At 72.1% G+C, this 17,625-nt stretch carries 17 protein-coding genes and 2 tRNA genes; 11 read left to right on the top strand and 8 right to left on the bottom strand.

Annotation, left to right across the window (positions count from 1 at the left end):
- Positions 1 to 185: 185 nt before the first annotated feature.
- On the bottom strand, positions 186 to 1,169 hold the full coding sequence (locus tag OG974_RS13580) for an ADP-ribosylglycohydrolase family protein (protein ID WP_328762426.1): 984 nt from the start codon (positions 1,167 to 1,169) through the stop codon (positions 186 to 188).
- A gap of 258 nt (positions 1,170 to 1,427) precedes the next feature.
- On the opposite strand from OG974_RS13580, the gene OG974_RS13575 reads away from it, so the two are divergent.
- The 6 genes from OG974_RS13575 (at position 1,428) to OG974_RS13550 (ending at position 10,382) form a co-directional block, all read left to right on the top strand.
- A complete protein-coding gene (locus OG974_RS13575; RefSeq protein ID WP_371646585.1) occupies positions 1,428 to 2,159 on the top strand; it encodes a VIT1/CCC1 transporter family protein in 732 nt (243 codons plus the stop codon).
- Between the two features lie 383 nt (positions 2,160 to 2,542).
- Positions 2,543 to 7,093 carry a glutamate synthase large subunit gene (gene gltB, locus OG974_RS13570; RefSeq protein WP_327285610.1) on the top strand — a complete coding sequence of 1,517 codons (4,551 nt, stop codon included), beginning with the start codon at positions 2,543 to 2,545 and terminating at the stop codon, positions 7,091 to 7,093.
- Positions 7,086 to 8,546 (top strand): glutamate synthase subunit beta, encoded by a 1,461-nt coding sequence (locus OG974_RS13565; protein ID WP_327282948.1) that lies wholly within the window; start codon positions 7,086 to 7,088, stop codon positions 8,544 to 8,546. The genes gltB and OG974_RS13565 overlap by 8 nt, the downstream gene beginning before the upstream one ends.
- 324 nt (positions 8,547 to 8,870) lie before the next feature.
- Entirely contained in the window at positions 8,871 to 9,707 is an 837-nt protein-coding gene (locus OG974_RS13560) for a helix-turn-helix transcriptional regulator (protein WP_327282947.1), read from the top strand.
- A complete protein-coding gene (locus OG974_RS13555; protein ID WP_371646583.1) occupies positions 9,692 to 9,892 on the top strand; it encodes a DUF397 domain-containing protein in 201 nt (66 codons plus the stop codon). Before OG974_RS13560 ends, OG974_RS13555 begins: the two co-directional genes overlap by 16 nt.
- A gap of 79 nt (positions 9,893 to 9,971) precedes the next feature.
- Complete coding sequence (locus OG974_RS13550; protein ID WP_371646581.1) at positions 9,972 to 10,382, top strand: GntR family transcriptional regulator; 411 nt, start codon at positions 9,972 to 9,974, stop codon at positions 10,380 to 10,382.
- A 158-nt stretch (positions 10,383 to 10,540) separates the two neighbouring features.
- Here the strand turns inward: OG974_RS13550 and OG974_RS13545 are convergent, their stop codons facing one another.
- The 3 genes from OG974_RS13545 to OG974_RS13535 all read right to left on the bottom strand — a co-directional run bounded on the left by OG974_RS13545 (position 10,541) and on the right by OG974_RS13535 (position 12,549).
- The gene (locus OG974_RS13545) at positions 10,541 to 11,095 is read right to left on the bottom strand and encodes a pyridoxamine 5'-phosphate oxidase family protein (RefSeq protein WP_327282944.1); all 555 of its coding nucleotides are present in this window, start codon (positions 11,093 to 11,095) and stop codon (positions 10,541 to 10,543) included.
- A 20-nt stretch (positions 11,096 to 11,115) separates the two neighbouring features.
- A complete protein-coding gene (locus OG974_RS13540) occupies positions 11,116 to 11,844 on the bottom strand; it encodes a VWA domain-containing protein (RefSeq protein ID WP_328762422.1) in 729 nt (242 codons plus the stop codon).
- 102 nt (positions 11,845 to 11,946) lie between these two features.
- Positions 11,947 to 12,549: a PadR family transcriptional regulator gene (locus OG974_RS13535; protein WP_371646578.1), complete on the bottom strand. Its 603-nt coding sequence runs from the start codon at positions 12,547 to 12,549 to the stop codon at positions 11,947 to 11,949.
- Positions 12,550 to 12,826: 277 nt separating this feature from the next.
- Between OG974_RS13535 and OG974_RS13530 the strand changes: the two genes are divergently transcribed.
- Positions 12,827 to 13,153, top strand: a complete 327-nt coding sequence (locus tag OG974_RS13530; protein ID WP_371646577.1) for an alpha/beta hydrolase fold domain-containing protein — start codon at positions 12,827 to 12,829, stop codon at positions 13,151 to 13,153.
- Between the two features lie 16 nt (positions 13,154 to 13,169).
- Here the strand turns inward: OG974_RS13530 and OG974_RS13525 are convergent.
- Positions 13,170 to 13,243 (bottom strand) — tRNA-OTHER (locus OG974_RS13525).
- Positions 13,244 to 13,290: 47 nt separating this feature from the next.
- Positions 13,291 to 13,365: transfer RNA gene (locus OG974_RS13520), tRNA-Ala, on the bottom strand.
- A gap of 66 nt (positions 13,366 to 13,431) precedes the next feature.
- Between OG974_RS13520 and OG974_RS13515 the strand changes: the two genes are divergently transcribed.
- The 4 genes from OG974_RS13515 (at position 13,432) to OG974_RS13500 (ending at position 15,315) form a co-directional block, all read left to right on the top strand.
- The gene (locus tag OG974_RS13515; RefSeq protein ID WP_327282940.1) at positions 13,432 to 13,749 is read left to right on the top strand and encodes a hypothetical protein; all 318 of its coding nucleotides are present in this window, start codon (positions 13,432 to 13,434) and stop codon (positions 13,747 to 13,749) included.
- A 50-nt stretch (positions 13,750 to 13,799) separates the two neighbouring features.
- Positions 13,800 to 14,162 (top strand): hypothetical protein, encoded by a 363-nt coding sequence (locus tag OG974_RS13510; RefSeq protein ID WP_327282939.1) that lies wholly within the window; start codon positions 13,800 to 13,802, stop codon positions 14,160 to 14,162.
- A 65-nt stretch (positions 14,163 to 14,227) separates the two neighbouring features.
- On the top strand, positions 14,228 to 14,962 hold the full coding sequence (locus OG974_RS13505; protein WP_328762418.1) for a class I SAM-dependent methyltransferase: 735 nt from the start codon (positions 14,228 to 14,230) through the stop codon (positions 14,960 to 14,962).
- Positions 14,959 to 15,315, top strand: coding sequence for a DUF2568 domain-containing protein (locus OG974_RS13500; protein ID WP_328762417.1), 357 nt, complete (start codon positions 14,959 to 14,961; stop codon positions 15,313 to 15,315). Before OG974_RS13505 ends, OG974_RS13500 begins: the two co-directional genes overlap by 4 nt.
- On the opposite strand, the gene OG974_RS13495 is transcribed toward OG974_RS13500, so the two are convergent.
- Together OG974_RS13495 and OG974_RS13490 are read right to left on the bottom strand one after the other, a co-directional pair.
- Positions 15,291 to 16,469: an acyl-CoA dehydrogenase family protein gene (locus tag OG974_RS13495; protein WP_371646574.1), complete on the bottom strand. Its 1,179-nt coding sequence runs from the start codon at positions 16,467 to 16,469 to the stop codon at positions 15,291 to 15,293. The two genes, OG974_RS13500 and OG974_RS13495, sit on opposite strands and share 25 nt — an antisense overlap.
- Positions 16,469 to 17,614, bottom strand: a complete 1,146-nt coding sequence (locus OG974_RS13490; protein WP_327282935.1) for an acyl-CoA dehydrogenase family protein — start codon at positions 17,612 to 17,614, stop codon at positions 16,469 to 16,471. The genes OG974_RS13495 and OG974_RS13490 overlap by 1 nt, the downstream gene beginning before the upstream one ends.
- Positions 17,615 to 17,625 lie beyond the last annotated feature (11 nt).

Here is a 17,625-nt window from a genome sequence, read left to right as displayed (position 1 = left end):
CGGGGCCGGGGTCGTGGCCGGGTCCGGGTCCGAGCCTGGGGTCGGGGCCGGGGCGGGGCCCGGGGCTCGGGTCGGGTCCGGGGCCGCTACCGGGGTGGGGGACGCGGCCGGGCCGGGGAGGTCCGGGGTCGGCGGGGACGGGTTCGGCGGGGACGGGGTCGGCGGGGACGGGTTCGGCGTGCTCATCAGGAAGGCTCGGTTTCCGGGGTGAGGAGGTCGGCGATGTCCAGGACGTGGTAGCCCCGCATCGAGGGGAGGCAGCTGCCCCGGACCGGGCCGATCGCCGCCGCCCAGGCCTCCGGGATCGCGGAGACGCCCGACAGCGCGCCGGAGAGGGCGCCGGCCACCGCCGCCGTGGTGTCGGCGTCGCGGCCCATGTTCACCGCCGTCAGGACGGAGCACCTGAAGTCGCCCGCGCAGGCGGCGAAGGCGCCGAAGGCCAGGCCCACCGCCTCCGGGGCCAGGTCGGTCCACGGATAGCCGCCGATCACCACCGCGGAGCGCACCGCCCGCTCGCCGCGCGGAGCCGCCGTGACGGCCCGGCGCAGCGAGCGGGCGGTCCAGGAGTCGGAGGGGATGACCGAGAGGGCCGCCGAGACCACCGAGGCGGGGGAGCCGCCGGCCATGGCGGCCGCCACGCCCGCCGCCACCGCCTGGCCGCCGTAGATGCCCTCGCCCTCGTGGCTGACGCTGCCGTCGATCGCGACCAGCCGCGCGGCCTCGGCGGGGCGGCCCGCCGCGAACACCCCGAAGGGGGCGGCCCTCATCGCCAGGCCGTCCGACCAAGCGTGGCGGTGCTGCGCGGAGATGGGCGCCGCGAGCCCGCGGCGCAGGTTCTCCAGGGTGCCGCGCTCGCTGAAGCCCGCGCCGCGGAACGGCCCCTCGTCGAGGTCGGCGATCCAGTGGTGCCAGGCCCGTTCGACGTGGGAGATGGTGAGCGCCGATCCGTGCCGGGCCAGCAGGAGCCCCGAGAAGATCGCGTACTCGGTGTCGTCAGTGCCCGCCGGGTCGTCCGAGACGAAGCCCTCGATCCGGCCCCATCTGGCCCGGATCTCGGAGGGCTTCATGTTCTCGGCGGGGGCGCCGAGCGCGTCACCCGCCGCGAGGCCGAGAAGAGCGCCCCTGGCCCGTTCGAGGAGGACCTGCGGATTGCATGCAATCAGCTCCATGGCGCGCCTCTCCATCTGATGGGACCCATCGTGGGCCCATGGGGGATTTGTGCCACGGCATGTGGTTTGTCGCTCGCCGCAAAACGCCCCGTCCGGGCCCCCGTCACCCGGTCGCCGACCCGCGAAACCCCAGGTAAGTACGGCCTTCCTTGCTGGCGGGCGGCAGAAATCGTGCGTAGTTTCGAGGTGTTCAGGGGGAGTGGATGCCTGCGCGTTCTCTTCGCGTACCCACTCGCACGAAAAGGGGAGATACGACGCATGTCCATCATCGACATCGAAGCACCGCTGCACACCGCGCACCGCGACAACCACACCCACCGCGACGTCAACGGCGGATGGCTGCGGCCGGCCGTCTTCGGTGCGATGGACGGACTCGTCTCCAACCTCGCGCTGATGACCGGTGTCGCCGGCGGTGCCGTCGCCCCGCAGGCCATCGTGATCACCGGGCTGGCGGGCCTGGCGGCCGGAGCCTTCTCGATGGCGGCCGGCGAGTACACCTCGGTCGCCTCGCAGCGCGAGCTGGTCCTCGCCGAACTCGACATAGAGCGCCAGCAGTTGCACAAGCACCCCGTCGACGAGATGGAGGAGCTGGCGGAACTGTACGTATCGCGCGGCGTCGAGCCGGCCCTCGCCCGCGAGGTCGCCATGCAACTGTCCCGCGACCCCGACCAGGCTCTGGAGATCCACGCCCGCGAGGAGCTCGGGATCGACCCCGACGACCTGCCGTCGCCGATGGTCGCCGCGGTCTCGTCCTTCGGCTCCTTCGCGCTGGGCGCGCTGCTGCCCGTACTGCCGTACCTGCTCGGCGCCACGTCCCTGTGGCCCGCGGTGCTGCTCGCGCTCGTGGGGCTCTTCGCCTGCGGCGCGGTCGTCTCCCGGGTCACCGCGCGGTCCTGGTGGTACAGCGGCCTGCGCCAGCTGGTGCTGGGCGGCGCGGCCGCGGGTGTGACGTACGTCCTGGGAACCTGGATCGGCGGAGCCGTAGGCTGACCGCGCAAGCGATGAGACACTATGCAACGCGCAGCATAAGTAGTCCTCCCTAGGGTTCATTACCCGGCGGTTTCGATTCCGTGTCCGCCGGGCATCAGACCAGGGCGCGCCGGGCAATGATGCCCACCCGCGTCTGGACCTTCGCGCCGTGGTGCGCCCTTGAAGTGACTGCGAAGGTCCCATTCCTACCCGTGCGTGTCCGCATGGTGAAACGCCATATCCGCTTCTCGGGATTGCCGTCATCATGTAACCTGCACGAAATTTCGCAGAGGGCCAACGTCGTCCCTCGGCTATGCACATACGCCACGACGACGACGGGAGAGCCGATGCGTTCCGCATCCACGCACTCCGCGACCGGCCCCAGCACCACCGCCTGGTCGCCCATGGACGGTCGCCCCGCCCAGCAGGGCATGTACGACCCGCGCAACGAGAAGGACGCCTGTGGCGTCGGATTCGTGGCGAACCTCACCGGCGAGGCGACCCACACCCTCGTCGAGCAGGCGCTGACCGTATTGCGGAACCTTGAGCACCGGGGCGCCACCGGCTCCGAGCCGGACTCGGGCGACGGCGCCGGAATCCTCTCCCAGGTCCCCGACGCGTTCCTGCGCGACGTCGCCGGGTTCGAGCTCCCCGAGGCCGGCGCCTACGCCGTCGGCATCGCCTTCCTCCCCGCCGACGGCACCGCACAGGCCGTCGCCGTGGAGCAGATCGAGGCCATCGCCGCCGAGGAGAACCTCACGGTCCTCGGCTGGCGCGAGGTCCCGGTCACCCCGGACCTGCTCGGCAACGGCGCCCGCGCCACCATGCCGGCCTTCTCCCAGCTGTTCGTGAGCAACGGCAGCACGGGCATCGAGCTGGACCGCAAGGCGTTCGTGCTGCGCAAGCGCGCCGAGCGCGAGGCCGGGGTCTACTTCCCGTCGCTGTCCGCGCGCACCATCGTCTACAAGGGCATGCTGACCACCGGCCAGCTGGAGCCCTTCTTCCCGGACCTGTCCGACCGCCGCTTCGCCTCGGCGCTGGCCCTGGTCCACTCGCGCTTCTCGACCAACACCTTCCCGTCCTGGCCGCTGGCCCACCCGTACCGCTTCGTCGCGCACAACGGCGAGATCAACACGGTCAAGGGCAACCGCAACTGGATGAAGGCCCGCGAGTCCCAGCTCGCCTCCGACGTCTTCGGTGACGGCGCGCTGGACCGGATCTTCCCGATCTGCACCCCGGACGCCTCCGACTCGGCCTCCTTCGACGAGGTCCTGGAGCTCCTGCACCTCGGCGGCCGCTCGCTGCCGCACAGCGTGCTGATGATGATCCCGGAGGCGTGGGAGAACCACACCTCCATGGACCCGGCCCGCCGCGCGTTCTACCAGTACCACTCCACGATGATGGAGCCCTGGGACGGCCCGGCCTGCGTCACCTTCACCGACGGCACCCAGGTCGGCGCGGTCCTCGACCGCAACGGTCTGCGCCCCGGCCGCTACTGGGTCACCGACGACGGCCTCGTCGTCCTCGGCTCCGAGGTCGGCGTGCTCGACATCGACCCGGCCAAGGTCGTCCGCAAGGGCCGCCTCCAGCCCGGCAAGATGTTCCTCGTCGACACCGCCCAGAAGCGGATCATCGAGGACGACGAGATCAAGGCCGAGCTCGCCGGCGCCGCTCCGTACGCCGAATGGCTGGAGACCGGCGAGATCGAGCTGACGGACCTGCCCGAGCGCGAGCACATCGTGCACACCCACGCCTCGGTCACCCGCCGCCAGCAGACCTTCGGCTACACCGAGGAAGAGCTGCGCGTCATCCTCGCGCCGATGGCCCGTACCGCCGGCGAGCCGCTCGGCTCCATGGGCACGGACTCCCCGATCGCGGCCCTGTCCGAGCGCCCCCGGCTGCTCTTCGACTACTTCACGCAGCTGTTCGCGCAGGTCACCAACCCGCCGCTGGACGCCATCCGCGAGGAGCTCGTCACCTCTCTGCTGTCCTCTCTGGGCCCGCAGGGCAACCTGCTGGAGCCGACGGCCGCGTCCTGCCGCAGCGTCACCCTGCCCTTCCCGGTGATCGACAACGACGAGCTGGCCAAGCTCATCCACGTCAACGCCGACGGCGACATGCCGGGCATGAAGGCCGCCACGCTCTCCGGCCTGTACCGGGTCTCCGGCGGCGGCGAGGCCCTGGCCGCCCGCCTGGAGGAGATCCGCGGCGAGGTCGACGCGGCCATCGCCAACGGCGCCCACCTGATCGTCCTCTCGGACCGCCACTCGGACGCCGAGCACGCGCCGATCCCGTCGCTGCTGCTCACCTCCGCCGTGCACCACCACCTCATCGCCACCAAGCAGCGCACCCAGGTGGGCCTGCTGGTCGAGGCCGGCGACGTCCGCGAGGTCCACCACGTCGCGCTGCTCATCGGCTACGGCGCCGCCGCCGTCAACCCGTACCTCGCCATGGAGTCCGTCGAGGACCTGCTGCGCGCCGGTACGTTCCTGTCCGGCCTGGAGCCGGAGCAGGCCATCAAGAACCTGATCTACGCGCTCGGCAAGGGCGTCCTGAAGGTCATGTCCAAGATGGGCATCTCCACCGTCGCCTCCTACCGCGGCGCCCAGGTCTTCGAGGCCGTCGGCCTGAACGAGGAGTTCGTCGGCGCGTACTTCCAGGGCACCGCCACCAAGATCGGCGGCGCCGGCCTGGACGTCATCGCCAAGGAGGTGGCCGCCCGCCACGCCAAGGCGTACCCGGCCTCCGGCATCGCGGCCACGCACCGCGCGCTGGAAATCGGCGGCGAGTACCAGTGGCGCCGCGAGGGCGAGCCGCACCTCTTCGACCCGGAGACGGTCTTCCGCCTCCAGCACGCCACCCGCAACCGCCGGTACGACATCTTCAAGAAGTACACGGACCGGGTGAACGAGCAGTCCGAGCGCCTGATGACGCTCCGCGGCCTGTTCGGCTTCAAGGCCGCCGAGGAGGGGGGCCGCCCGTCGATCTCCATCGACGAGGTCGAGTCGGTCGCCGACATCGTCAAGCGCTTCTCCACCGGCGCCATGTCGTACGGCTCCATCTCCCGCGAGGCCCACGAGACCCTCGCCATCGCCATGAACCAGCTGGGCGGCAAGTCCAACACCGGTGAGGGCGGCGAGGACCCGGACCGCCTGTACGACCCGGCGCGCCGCTCGTCCATCAAGCAGGTCGCCTCCGGCCGCTTCGGCGTGACCTCCGAGTACCTCGTCAACGCGGACGACATCCAGATCAAGATGGCGCAGGGCGCCAAGCCCGGCGAGGGCGGCCAGCTGCCCGGCCACAAGGTCTACCCGTGGGTCGCCAAGACCCGGCACTCCACCCCGGGCGTCGGCCTGATCTCCCCGCCCCCGCACCACGACATCTACTCCATCGAGGACCTGGCTCAGCTGATCCACGACCTCAAGAACGCCAACCCGGCCGCCCGCATCCACGTGAAGCTGGTCTCCGAGGTCGGCGTGGGTACGGTCGCCGCGGGTGTCTCCAAGGCCCACGCGGACGTCGTCCTCATCTCCGGCCACGACGGCGGAACGGGCGCCTCCCCGCTGACCTCGCTCAAGCACGCGGGCGGCCCCTGGGAGCTCGGCCTCGCCGAGACCCAGCAGACGCTCCTGCTCAACGGGCTGCGCGACCGCATCGTCGTCCAGACCGACGGCCAGCTCAAGACCGGCCGCGACGTGGTCATCGCCGCGCTACTCGGCGCCGAGGAGTTCGGTTTCGCGACCGCGCCGCTCGTCGTCTCCGGCTGCATCATGATGCGCGTCTGCCACCTGGACACCTGCCCGGTCGGCATCGCCACCCAGAACCCGGTCCTGCGCGAGCGCTTCTCCGGCAAGGCGGAGTTCGTCGTGAACTTCTTCGAGTTCATCGCCGAGGAGGTCCGCGAGCTCCTCGCCGAGCTGGGCTTCCGCTCGATCGAGGAGGCCATCGGCCACGCCGAGCTCCTCGACACCAGCAAGGCCGTCACGCACTGGAAGGCGCAGGGCCTCGACCTGGAGCCGCTCTTCTACGTGCCGGAACTGCCCGAGGGTGCGGTCCGCCACGCCCTGATCGAGCAGGACCACGGTCTGGAGAAGGCCCTCGACAACGAGCTGATCAAGCTCGCGGCCGACGCGCTGAACGCCGACACCGCGGAGGCGGCCCAGCCGGTCCGCGCCCAGGTCGCGATCCGCAACATCAACCGGACCGTCGGCACGATGCTCGGCCACGAGGTCACCAAGAAGTTCGGCGGTGCGGGCCTGCCCGACAACACCATCGACCTGACCTTCACCGGCTCCGCCGGCCAGTCCTTCGGCGCCTTCCTGCCGCGCGGCATCACGCTGCGCCTTGAGGGCGACGCGAACGACTACGTCGGCAAGGGCCTCTCCGGCGGCCGCGTCGTGGTCCGCCCGGACCGCGGCGCCGACCACCTCGCCGAGTACTCCACCATCGCCGGCAACACCATCGGCTACGGCGCCACCGGCGGCGAGATGTTCCTGCGCGGCCGCACCGGCGAACGCTTCTGCGTCCGCAACTCCGGCGCCCTGGTCGTCTCGGAGGGCGTGGGCGACCACGGCTGCGAGTACATGACCGGCGGCAGCGCGGTCGTCCTCGGTGAGACGGGCCGCAACTTCGCGGCCGGCATGTCGGGCGGCGTCGCCTACGTCATCGACCTCGACGTCAACAACGTCAACGTCGGCAACACGGGCGCGGTCGAAGCCCTCTCCGACACCGACAAGCAGTGGCTGCACGATGTGGTGCGCCGCCACGAGGAGGAGACCGGCTCGACCGTGGCCGCGAAGCTCCTGGCTGACTGGACCGCCTCGGCGGACCGCTTCAGCAAGATCATCCCGACCACGTACAAGGCAGTGCTCGCCGCCAAGGACGCCGCTGAGCTGGCCGGACTCTCCGAGTCCGAGACCACGGAGAAGATGATGGAGGCGGCGACCCATGGCTGACCCGAAGGGCTTCCTCACCACCCAGCGCGAGACCGCCTGTTCCCGACCTGTGGCCGACCGCCTCAAGGACTGGAACGAGGTCTACGTCCCGGGCTCGCTGCTCCCGATCATCAGCAAGCAGGCCGGCCGCTGCATGGACTGCGGCATCCCGTTCTGCCACAACGGCTGCCCGCTCGGGAACCTGATCCCCGAGTGGAACGACTTCGCGTACCGCGAGGACTGGTCGGCGGCTTCCGAGCGCCTGCACGCCACGAACAACTTCCCGGAGTTCACGGGCCGCCTGTGCCCCGCCCCCTGCGAGTCGGCGTGCGTGCTCGGCATCAACCAGCCGGCCGTCACCATCAAGAACGTCGAAGTCTCGATCATCGACAAGGCCTGGGACAACGGCGACGTCACCCCGCAGGCCCCGGAGCGCCTGTCCGGCAAGACGGCCGCCGTCATCGGCTCGGGCCCCGCGGGCCTGGCCGCGGCCCAGCAGCTGACCCGGGCCGGCCACACCGTGGTCGTGTACGAGCGCGCGGACCGCATCGGCGGGCTGCTCCGCTACGGCATCCCCGAGTTCAAGATGGAGAAGGTGCACATCAACCGCCGCATCGAGCAGATGCGCGCGGAGGGCACCAAGTTCCGCACCGGCATCGAGATCGGCCGCGACCTGTCCGCGACCGACCTGCGCAAGCGGTTCGACGCGGTCGTCATCGCGGCCGGCGCCACGGTCTCCCGCGACCTGCCGGTCCCGGGCCGCGACCTCAAGGGCATCCACTTCGCGATGGAGTACCTGCCGCTGGCCAACAAGGTCCAGGAAGGCGACTTCGTGGCTCCGCCCATCACGGCCGAGGGCAAGCACGTCGTCGTCATCGGCGGCGGCGACACCGGCGCGGACTGCGTCGGCACCGCCCACCGCCAGGGCGCGGCCTCGGTCACGCAGCTGGAGATCATGCCGAAGCCGGGCGAGGACCGTAACGCCAACCAGCCCTGGCCGACCTTCCCGATGCTCTACAAGGTCACCTCGGCGCACGAGGAGGGCGGCGAGCGGATCTACTCCGTCTCCACCACCCACTTCGAGGGTGACGAGGACGGCAACGTCCAGGCCCTGCACCTGGTCGAGGTCGAGTTCGTGGACGGCAAGCTGACCCAGAAGCCCGGCACCGAGCGGGTCCTCCCGGCCCAGCTCGTCACCCTGGCCATGGGCTTCACCGGCACCGACCAGGCCAACGGCCTGGTGGCCCAGTTCGGCCTGGACCTGGACGAGCGGGGCAACGTCGCCCGCGACGCGTCCTACGCCACCAACGTCGACGGCGTCTTCGTCGCCGGCGACGCGGGCCGCGGCCAGTCCCTGATCGTCTGGGCGATCGCGGAGGGCCGCTCGGCCGCCCGCGGCGTGGACCGCTTCCTGACCGGCAGCAGCACCCTCCCGTACCCGGTCAAGCCGACGGACCGCTCGCTGATGGTCTGATCTTTCCCGCCGGGCGCGCACCGCTCGGCCGTAGGCGGCCTCCCGGGCTTCGCCCGGCTGCGTCGGCCTCCGGCCGTCGGTGCGGGGCCCCGGGCCACCGGCAGCACCCCCTCCCTCCGGGGAGACCCCTCATACGGTCCGTACAACGGAGTGCGGAACTCTGACACAGCGCCCGCCATGTCCCCGACCAGGGATGGCGGGCGCTGTGGCGTTCCCCGTCGCCACCACCGGTAGTCGTGTGAACGCATTCCGTTGTCCCGGCGGTCCGGCGAGGACTACGCTTTTTCGCGGAGCGAGGGCACTGCAGAAGCGGGGAGTTGGCTCATGGCCAGGCCGAACGACGAGGGTGGGGCGCAGACGCCGGAGGAGTTCGCCCGCGAGGAACTGCGGCGGCACCGCGAGGCGGCCGGTTTGACCCAGGCGGGACTGGGCGAGCGGATCTTCACCAGCGGGGCGTACGTCGGGCAGATGGAGTGCGGCACGCGCAGGCTGCGGCCGGAGATCGCGGAGCTGATCGACAAGGAGCTCGGCACCGGGGACTACTTCGTGCGGCTGGCCGGGGCGTTCAAGTCCAAGCACATCGAGTACTTCGCCGCCGTGGCCGAGTTGGAAGGGCTGGCGACGGCCACCTACGAGTACGCCTGCATGTTGGTTCCCGGGCTGCTCCAGACGGAGGACTACGCCCGGGCGGTGATCCGGGCCGCCAGTCCGACCGCGCTGACCGAGCGCGTCGAAGCCCTCGTCGCGGCGCGCATCGAACGCGCCCGCCTCCTCGTCGATCCGGAGACCCCCGAGATGTGGGTCGTTCTGCACGAGTCGGTGCTGCGGACGGCGGTCGGAGGTCCGGCGGTGATGGCTGCTCAGTTGCGCCACATCTCGTCGTACGTCCGAGCCCATCGGATCACCGCGCAGGTGGTGCCGTTCTCGGCCGGCGCCCATGGGGCCCTGAACTCATTGGTGCGCATCATCCAGTTCCCGGATGCGCCCGACGTGGCCTATACGGAGGGCCCCCACGCGGGGCAACTGCTCGACTATCCCGCTCTGGTTCAGCGCTACTGGAGGTCATACGATCTTGCCAGGGCCGCTGCGCTGTCGCCGGAGGTGTCCCTGACACTGATCGAGTCGGTGGCGGAGGAGTACGCGACATGCGCGCAGAAGTGAACGGCCTGTCCTGGCGCAAGTCCTCGTACAGCAACGGAGAGGGCGGTGACTGCGTCGAGGTGTCCAACGACCTCCCCGGCCTGGTCCCCGTCCGCGACAGCAAGCAGGACGGCGCCGGCCCGGTGATCTTTTTCCCCGCAGCCGCGTGGGTGCCGTTCCTCCGGGCCGTGAAGCGCCCGTCCTGATCTCGCCTCCCATCTGCTGACCCTCCGTCAAAGCGCCCTCCAGGTACGGCGGGCGCTTTCGCGTGTCCGGGCGCGATCGGTGGTCCACCTCGATGCCCGCTCCGGTGTCGCCCCGTACGTGCAGCTCGTCCACCAGGTACGCCAGGCCCTGCGGCTGGGGTTGCTGGCCGAGGGGGGCCGGCTGCCGACGGTCAAGGACCTCGCGGCCAGCGTGGCGATCAACCCGAACACCGCGCTCAAGGCGTACCGGGAGCTCGAATACGAGGGCCTGGTCGCGAAGAAGCAGGGGGCCGGCACGTTCATCTCCGGCACGCTCGGCGACGACTCGCTGTCCGAGCACCAGCCGCTGCGCCGGGAGCTGCAGCTGTGGCTCGACCGGGCCCGGGCCGCCGGACTGGGCGAGGAGAGCATCGAGGCCCTGTCGACATCGACCCCGGCACCCGGCCCCGGGTCCTCTAGACGTCGGCGCGGGGCAGCTTGTCGCCGTTGACAGCCAGGGTCTGCTTCCGCACCGGTCGAACCCGCCGCGTTCAATGGAGCGTTCACGCTCCCCCTCCCCACGCAGCGCCGCTACAAGGTCATCCGTTCGGCCGTAGCAAATTCGCGTGATGGGTGAACGTTTCCGGCCGGTTGACGCGGCATTACCGGTCAGTCGGTCGGGGTGGTCGGGGTGGTCGGGGGTTCCTCGTGCGGGTCCTCGTCCGTGACCTCGCGCGGCGGTTCGTCGTCGTTGCCGCGGCGGATGGTGCGCAGGCCGTGGGTCGGGGTCCAGGTGCGGACCACCAGGTCGTCGCCGTCGACGCCGATGTGCACCACCTCCGTCAGGTCCGCGTGGAAGAGGTGGAAGGGGTGCGGGGTCTCCGTCTCCTCCGCGTACCGGTGCAGTTCGGGCGGGTCCAGGAGCTCGATCGCGCGTCCGGAGATCCGTACGTCCCCGTCCGGCATCGTCTCGCCCTCGCCGGGGTTGGTGTGCAGGGCGAACCGGGGGTCCCGCTGGAGGTCCTTGGCCTTCAGCGAGCCCGGCATCATCCCGAGCCACAGCTCGCCGCCGCGGATGTCGACATTCAGTCCGGCCAGGCGCGGGGAGCCGTCCTTGCGGAGGGTGGCGAGGACGTGGTGCGGGTACTGCGCGAAGCGGGTCCGGACGGTAGCCGCGAATTCCGGTTCCTGATTCTCGAACGCTGCCCAGTTGTTCGTCGTCATGCGTCCATCAAAGCCGTCGCTCAGGTGCGTACGATGCCCGCCGCGCGGGCCGATGCCAGCCAGGACGAGAATTCTCCCACCAGGCGGTCGAACAGCACCGGATCCGGGACCTGGCGCGGGTCCGGGCCCGCGTGGAAGTAGCCCGCGTTGTCCACCACCCGCCGGGCCGGAACGGGCAGTTCGTCCAGTCGGCGCAGGAAGTCGAACTGTGAGCTGTGCGTCTCGCCGAAGCCGACGAACTGCCAGAACAGCGGGAGCCGGGCCGCCTTGCACAGGTACCTCTCCGCCGCCAGCTTGTTGATCGGGCCGCCGTCGGTCTGGAAGACCACGAGGGCGGGTTTCGCCGTCCCCGAATCCAGATAGTGGTCGATGACCGCGTCCATCGCCGCGTGGTACGCCGTCTTGCCCATGTGGCCCAGGCGCGAGGCGATCTCGGCGATCTTGCCCTGGTGCCCGGCGAGCGGGACCTCCTCCACCGCGTCGACGTCGGTGGAGAAGAACACCACCGGTACGCGGCCGTCGTCGTCGAGGTGCGCGGACAGGCCCAGCACCCGGTCGGCGAGGGCCTGCACGGTGCCGTCCCGGTAGTACGGGCGCATCGACCCCGAGTAGTCCAGGACCAGGTAGACCGCGGCCCGCCCGCCCTCCAGGCCGTGCTTGCGGAGCGAGACCCCGGCGCTCTTGTAGAGGCTCACGAGCGCCGGAGCGGTGGCTTCCAGCTTGCGGAGGTCTATGGCGCTGCCGGTCATGGCCCGAGGGTACGACAGTCGGTGGTCGTGGAACCCCGGCGTGCGGCCGGGCGCTCCCGGTGCACGCAGGGCGCGTCGGCCCCCCCCCCGCACCCCGCGCGCCTACGGGCGCTCGCGCTCGTCCTCCGGTGCCGCCGCGTCCTCCAGCGCCGCGACGTCGTCCAGCATGGCGGCCGCGAGGTCGCGCTCGGAGGCGTAGTACCGCTCGGCCCACTTGAGGGTGAGCGTCGGGTAGGCCCGGGCGGGCTCGTCCTGCGCGCTCTGCGCGTCGGCCACCGCGCGCAGGCGCATCTCCTCCGCGAACGCTTGCTGCCGGTCCAGGAGTTCGCGCATCTGCTCCGGTTCCAGCAGGTGGCCGAGCCACAGCCGCAGCATCGGCCCGTGCTTGAGCACGGGCGGGTCGACGGGGGTCTCGCGCGCCCATTCCCGTACGGCCGCCATGCCGTCGCCGGTGATCCGGTAGACCCGTTTGTCGCGGGTTCCGGTTTCCTGGGCGACCAGTCGTGAGGAGGCGTAACCGGCCTTCTCCAGGCGCTTGAGCTCGCTGTAGATCTGGCTGAAGGACGGGCTCCAGTAGAAGAAGCGCAGCGACCGGTCCGACCACTTCTTCAGGTCGTAGCCGGAGAGTTCCTCGCCGAAGGAGAGCAGCCCGAGCACCGCCCAGCTGGTCGCCGGGAGCGTGGGCCTGTTCGTCTCGTCTGCCACGCAGCGCAGTCTACGACCGGTCTCCGCACGCCCCTTCCTCCTACAGATATGCCTGCTAGAAGTATTTCTATTAGGCGTATCGGAGGGGTGACGGGTGATCTCGCTGGACGGGAAAGTCGTCGTCATCACGGGCGCGGGGCGCGGCCGGGGGCGGTCGGTCGGCGGGCCCGGAGGTGGCCTCGGTCCGCGACGGCGACGCCTCGGGCGTCCCGGTCCGGGTCTACGACCCCGCACCGGGCTGCGAGGGGCGCCCGCCCCGGCCGCGGAGTCGGCTTGGGTGTCGGCGTATGGGGAGGGGCACTTCCACACCGCGGCCCACATGGTCTGGTACTGGGAGCAGTACGGCGGCGACCCGGCGCACCCGTACGTCTCGCCGCTGCGTGCCCGCGACGTGTCGCGGCTCCCGCGCACGCTGTTGGTCCTGGCGGACTGCGATCTGCTGCGCGACGAGGGCTTGGCGTACGCGCGGCGGCTGGGCGCGGCGGGGGTGGACTGTACGGTCCACCTCGACCCGGGGGTCTTCCACGGCTTCCTGGGCCTGCCCCTGCCGGCCGCCCGCTCGGCGCTCACGGCCGCGACGGCCTGGCTCCGGGCCACGCAGTAGGGCGGGGGACCGGAGGGGCGGGGCGGCCGGATTCGAACCGGCGTGTTCCCCAATGGAGGGGGTGCAACGACCGCTGTACCACGACCCCGCCCTTGCGGCGGAGCGTACGCGAGGACGTGCGTGCTCGCGGAAGAGGGGGCGGGGCGGCCGGATTCGAACCGGCGTCCTCCTCCATGCTGTGTAGGCGCACTACCTCTGTGCTACGACCCCGCCTTGTCGTGGATCCTAGAGGCGGCCCCGGCCGGGACGCACGCGAATATCCCCGGCATGATGTGCTCATGTCGATGTTGCTCCGCAACGTGCTCGTCCTGGCCGTGGAGTTCGGCGCCGCGCTGCTGCTGCGCGAGCCGGACGCACCCTGGATCCCGGTTCTGCTGGCCGTCTTCGTCGTCGGCTCGGGCGTACTGCACGGCACCGAGGCCGAGTTCGTGCCCCGCTTCCTGGTCGCGCTCGCCGCGGTCGGCGTCGCGGAGCTGGGCGGCCGGGCCTGGGCCTCGGCCGACGACCTTCCGACGGCCGGCACCGGCACCGCGATCCTCCTGGCCGTCCAAACGCTGACCCTGATCCGCTACTCCCTCCGCCGCCGCCCCGCCTGAACGGAAAACCGCTGGTCACGCGGGCACGGCTGCGCCTAGGGTCCACCCCCATGTCCCCGACGACCCCGAGTCCGAACACCACCACCCTCTGGCGCCCGACCGGCCCGGTGGAGCTCGACCTCGTCCGCGCGCTCGACTGGCGGGCCTGGCCGCCGCGGCTGCCGGAGCAGCCGATCTTCTACCCCGTCCTGAACGAGGACTACGCGATCCGCATCGCCCGCGACTGGAACGTCAAGCACAGTGGCGTCGGCTTCGTGACGCGCTTCGAGGTCGACACGGAGTTCCTGGCCCGGTACCCCGTCCAGCAGGCGGGCGGGCAGACGATCTTGGAGCTGTGGGTGCCGGCGGAGGAGCTGGACGAGTTCAACGCGCACATCGTGGGCCGGATCGAGGTCGTCCGCGAGTTCCGCTGAACCGGAGTCAGGGCCGCCGGCGCAAGGCCCTGGTCTGCGGGGCGGAGATCGAAAACAATGACGGCATGACGTCCACGCCCCGCATCCGCGCCCGGTCCTTCGACGCCGCCGCCCCGCTGTACTCGGCGAACCGGCCCGGGTATCCCGAGGAGCTGTTCGACGCCCTGGAGGTGCTCGCCGGGCGGCCGCTGCGCGGGGCCAGGGTGGCCGACGTGGGCGCCGGGACCGGGATCGCCACCGGGCGACTGAGCGCCCGCGGGGCGGACGTCGTCGCCGTCGAGCCCGGCGACGGCATGGCCGTCGAGTTCCGGCGCGCGCATCCCCGGATCCCGCTGGTGCGCGGCGACGGCGACCGGCTGCCGCTCGTCACCTCCGGGTTCGACTTCCTCACGTACGCCCAGGCCTGGCACTGGACCGACCCCGCCCGCTCCGTCCCCGAGGCCCGCCGCGTGCTGCGGCCCGGCGGCGCGCTGGCGCTCTGGTGGAACGACATGGACGCCACCGTCCCCTGGATCGCCGAGCAGGACGAGCGGATCCGGGCACTCTTCCGCGCCACTGGGGCCACCTTCCGCGCCCTGCCGGTCGGGTTGGCGTTCACCACCCGCGAGGTCCGCTGGTCGCGCCGGATCCCGCTCGACGTCCACCTCGCCAACCACGCCAGCCACTCCGCGTTCCTGATGCTCGGCCCGGCCGGCACGCGGGAGTTCCTCGACGAGGAACGGGCCCGGCTGATGCCCCTGTTCCCCGACGGGACGGTCGAGGAGCAGTACGTCGTCTCGCTCAGCGTGGCCGTCGCATGAGCCGTACGATGCGGCCCGCCGCGCGGTCGTTCTTCCTCGTCAACGAGGGCCTCGCGTTCGTGCTGGAGGTAGTCGCCCTCGGCGTCCTGGCCTGGTGGGGTTCCACCGTCGACCTCTGGCTCGCCGTGGCCGCGCCGCTGGCCGCCGCCGTGCTGTGGGGGGCGTTCGCAGCGCCCAAGGCCCGGTTCGCCGTCCCGCTCGCCGCGCAGCTCGCGGTGAAGGCGCTGGTGTTCGGCGCCGCCGCCCTGGCGCTCCTCGCGCTCGGGCAGCGGGCCGCCGGCCTCTGGTTCGCCGGGACCGTCCTCGTGAACACCGCTCTCGCGACGTACTACCGCTCTCGTACCCGTTCCTGAAGCACCGCCGCCCGGCACGCCGACGGCGACCCCCACGCGTCGCGCAGCGGCCGGGCCTTGCGCAGCCACAGGGACAGGTCGAGCTCCTCCGTGTAGCCCACGGCCCCGTGGAGCTGCAGCGCCGTCATGGCCGCCGCGTACGCCGCCTCGCCCGCGGCCAGCTTCGCCGCCGCGATCTCCCGGGGGGCCAGGCCCAGGGCCGCCGCCCAGACCAGCGGCCGCGCGAACTCCAAGCCCAGCAGGGTGTCCGCCAGCCGGTGCTTCACCGCCTGGAAGCCGCCGATCGGCGTGCCGAACTGGGTGCGCTGCTTGACGTACCGCACCGTGTCGGCCAGCAGTGCCTCGCCCACGCCCAGGCACTGGGCCGCCGTCAGTAGCCGTGCCCAGGCCAGGGCCGTCCCCGCCGCCGCCAGCACCCGGGGGCCGGAGGCCAGCAGCTCACCGTCCGCCGCGGGTGCGAACAGCCGGCGCGCCGGGTCGGTGGACCGCAGCGGGCCGCCCGCCGCCGCACCTGCGTCCGCACCCCCGCCCCCGCCCGCACCCCCGCCCGAGGCGCCGCCCGTGCCCCCGCCCGCACCCCAGCCCGGGCCCCCGCCCGCACCCCCGCCCGAGGCGCCGCCCGTGCCCCCGCCCGCACCCCAGCCCGGGCCCCCGCCCGCACCCCCGCCCGAGGCGCCGCCCGCGACGCGGAGTTCGCCCGCCGCCGACACCGTGAAGCAGTACGCCGACGCGTCCGCGTCCAGGGCGTACGGACCCCCGCCCGGCAGCGTCAGCGTGGCCAGGTCCCCGCCCGCCAGCAGCCCCGGCAGGAAACGTTTCGCCGGCCCCCCTTCCCCGGCCCGGGCGAGCTCCGACAGGAGCACGGCCGCCGCTGCCGTCTCCACCACCGGCCCCGGCATCCCCGCCCGACCCAGCTCCACGAAGCCGAGGGCGAGTTCCACCGGAAGCAGCCCCAGCGCTCCCAGGTCGCCGTACGCCTCGTCCGCCGCGAGCGCGAACAGGCCCGTCCCCGCGAGCCGTGACCAGATCGCCCGCCCCGGCCCGTGGTCCCCGGCGCTCCAGGCCCGTACGGCCGCCGGGACGTCCGAGGCGCCGAGCAGGCCGTGCAGCGTACGGGCGAAGTCCGACTGTTCGACGGTCGGCAGGAAGCGCATCAGCGGCGGCCCTTCGGGAGGCCGAGCAGCCGCTCGGCGATGATGTCGCGCTGGATCTCGTTCGTGCCCGCGTAGATCGGCCCCGCCAGCGAGAAGACCCAGGGCTCCGCCCATGCGCCCTCCGCCAGCTCCGCGTCCGCCCCCAGGAGGTCCAGCGCCGTCTCGTGCAGGGCGATGTCGTACTGCGACCAGAACACCTTGTTCAGGCTGGACTCGGCGCCGATGCGCTCGCCCGCCGCGAACCGCGTGGCGCCCGCCCAGGTGAACAGCTCGTAGGCGCGCGCGCCGACCACCGCGTCCGCGACCCGGTCGCGCAGTGCGGTGTCGCCCGGGTCGCCGGCGGCCCGCCACAGCGCCACCAGCCGGTCCGCCGCCGCCAGGAAGCGCCCCGGCGAGCGCAGCGTCAGCCCGCGCTCGTTGCCCGTCGTCGACATCGCGATCCGCCAGCCCTGCCCCGGCTCCCCGATCACGTCCTCGTCCGGTACGAAGACCTCGTCGAGGAAGAGCTCCGCGAAGGCGGGCTTGCCGTCCAGCCGGCCGATGGGGCGTACCGTCACCCCGGGCGCCCGCAGGTCGAACATCAGGTACGTCAGGCCCTGGTGCGGTTTCGCAGCCTCCGGGTCCGTGCGGAAGATGCCGAACGCCCGGTCCGCGAACGCCGCCCGCGAAGACCAGGTCTTCTGCCCCGACAGCAGCCAGCCGCCGCCGGTGCGCCGGGCCCGCGACGTCAGCGAGGCCAGGTCGGAGCCCGCCTCCGGCTCTGACCAGGCCTGCGCCCAGATCACCTCGCCGCTCGCCATCGGCGGCAGCACCCGGGCCCGCTGCTCGGGGGTGCCGTGGTCGAAGAGGGTCGGGGCGAGCAGGCTGATGCCGTTCTGGGAGACCCGGCCGGGCGCGCCCGCCGCCCAGTACTCCTCCTCGAAGACCAGCCACCGCTCGATGTCCACGCCCCGGCCCCCGTACTCCTCGGGCCAGGACACCGCCGACCAGCCGCCCGTCTGTAGTCGGGCCTCCCACGCCCGGTGCGCCGTGAAGCCCTCGGCCGTCTCCAGGGAGGGCAGGGGGGAGTCCGGGACGTGCTCGGCGAGCCAGGCCCGGGCCTCGGCCCGGAAGGCCGCCACCTCCGCCGTCTGGGTCAGATCCATCAGGTGCCCGC

It is taken from the genome of Streptomyces sp. NBC_00597, from assembly GCF_041431095.1.
Classification (GTDB): domain Bacteria; phylum Actinomycetota; class Actinomycetes; order Streptomycetales; family Streptomycetaceae; genus Streptomyces.
Note: the sequence above shows the minus strand (reverse complement) of the source record. Positions and strands in the feature narration are given on the sequence as shown.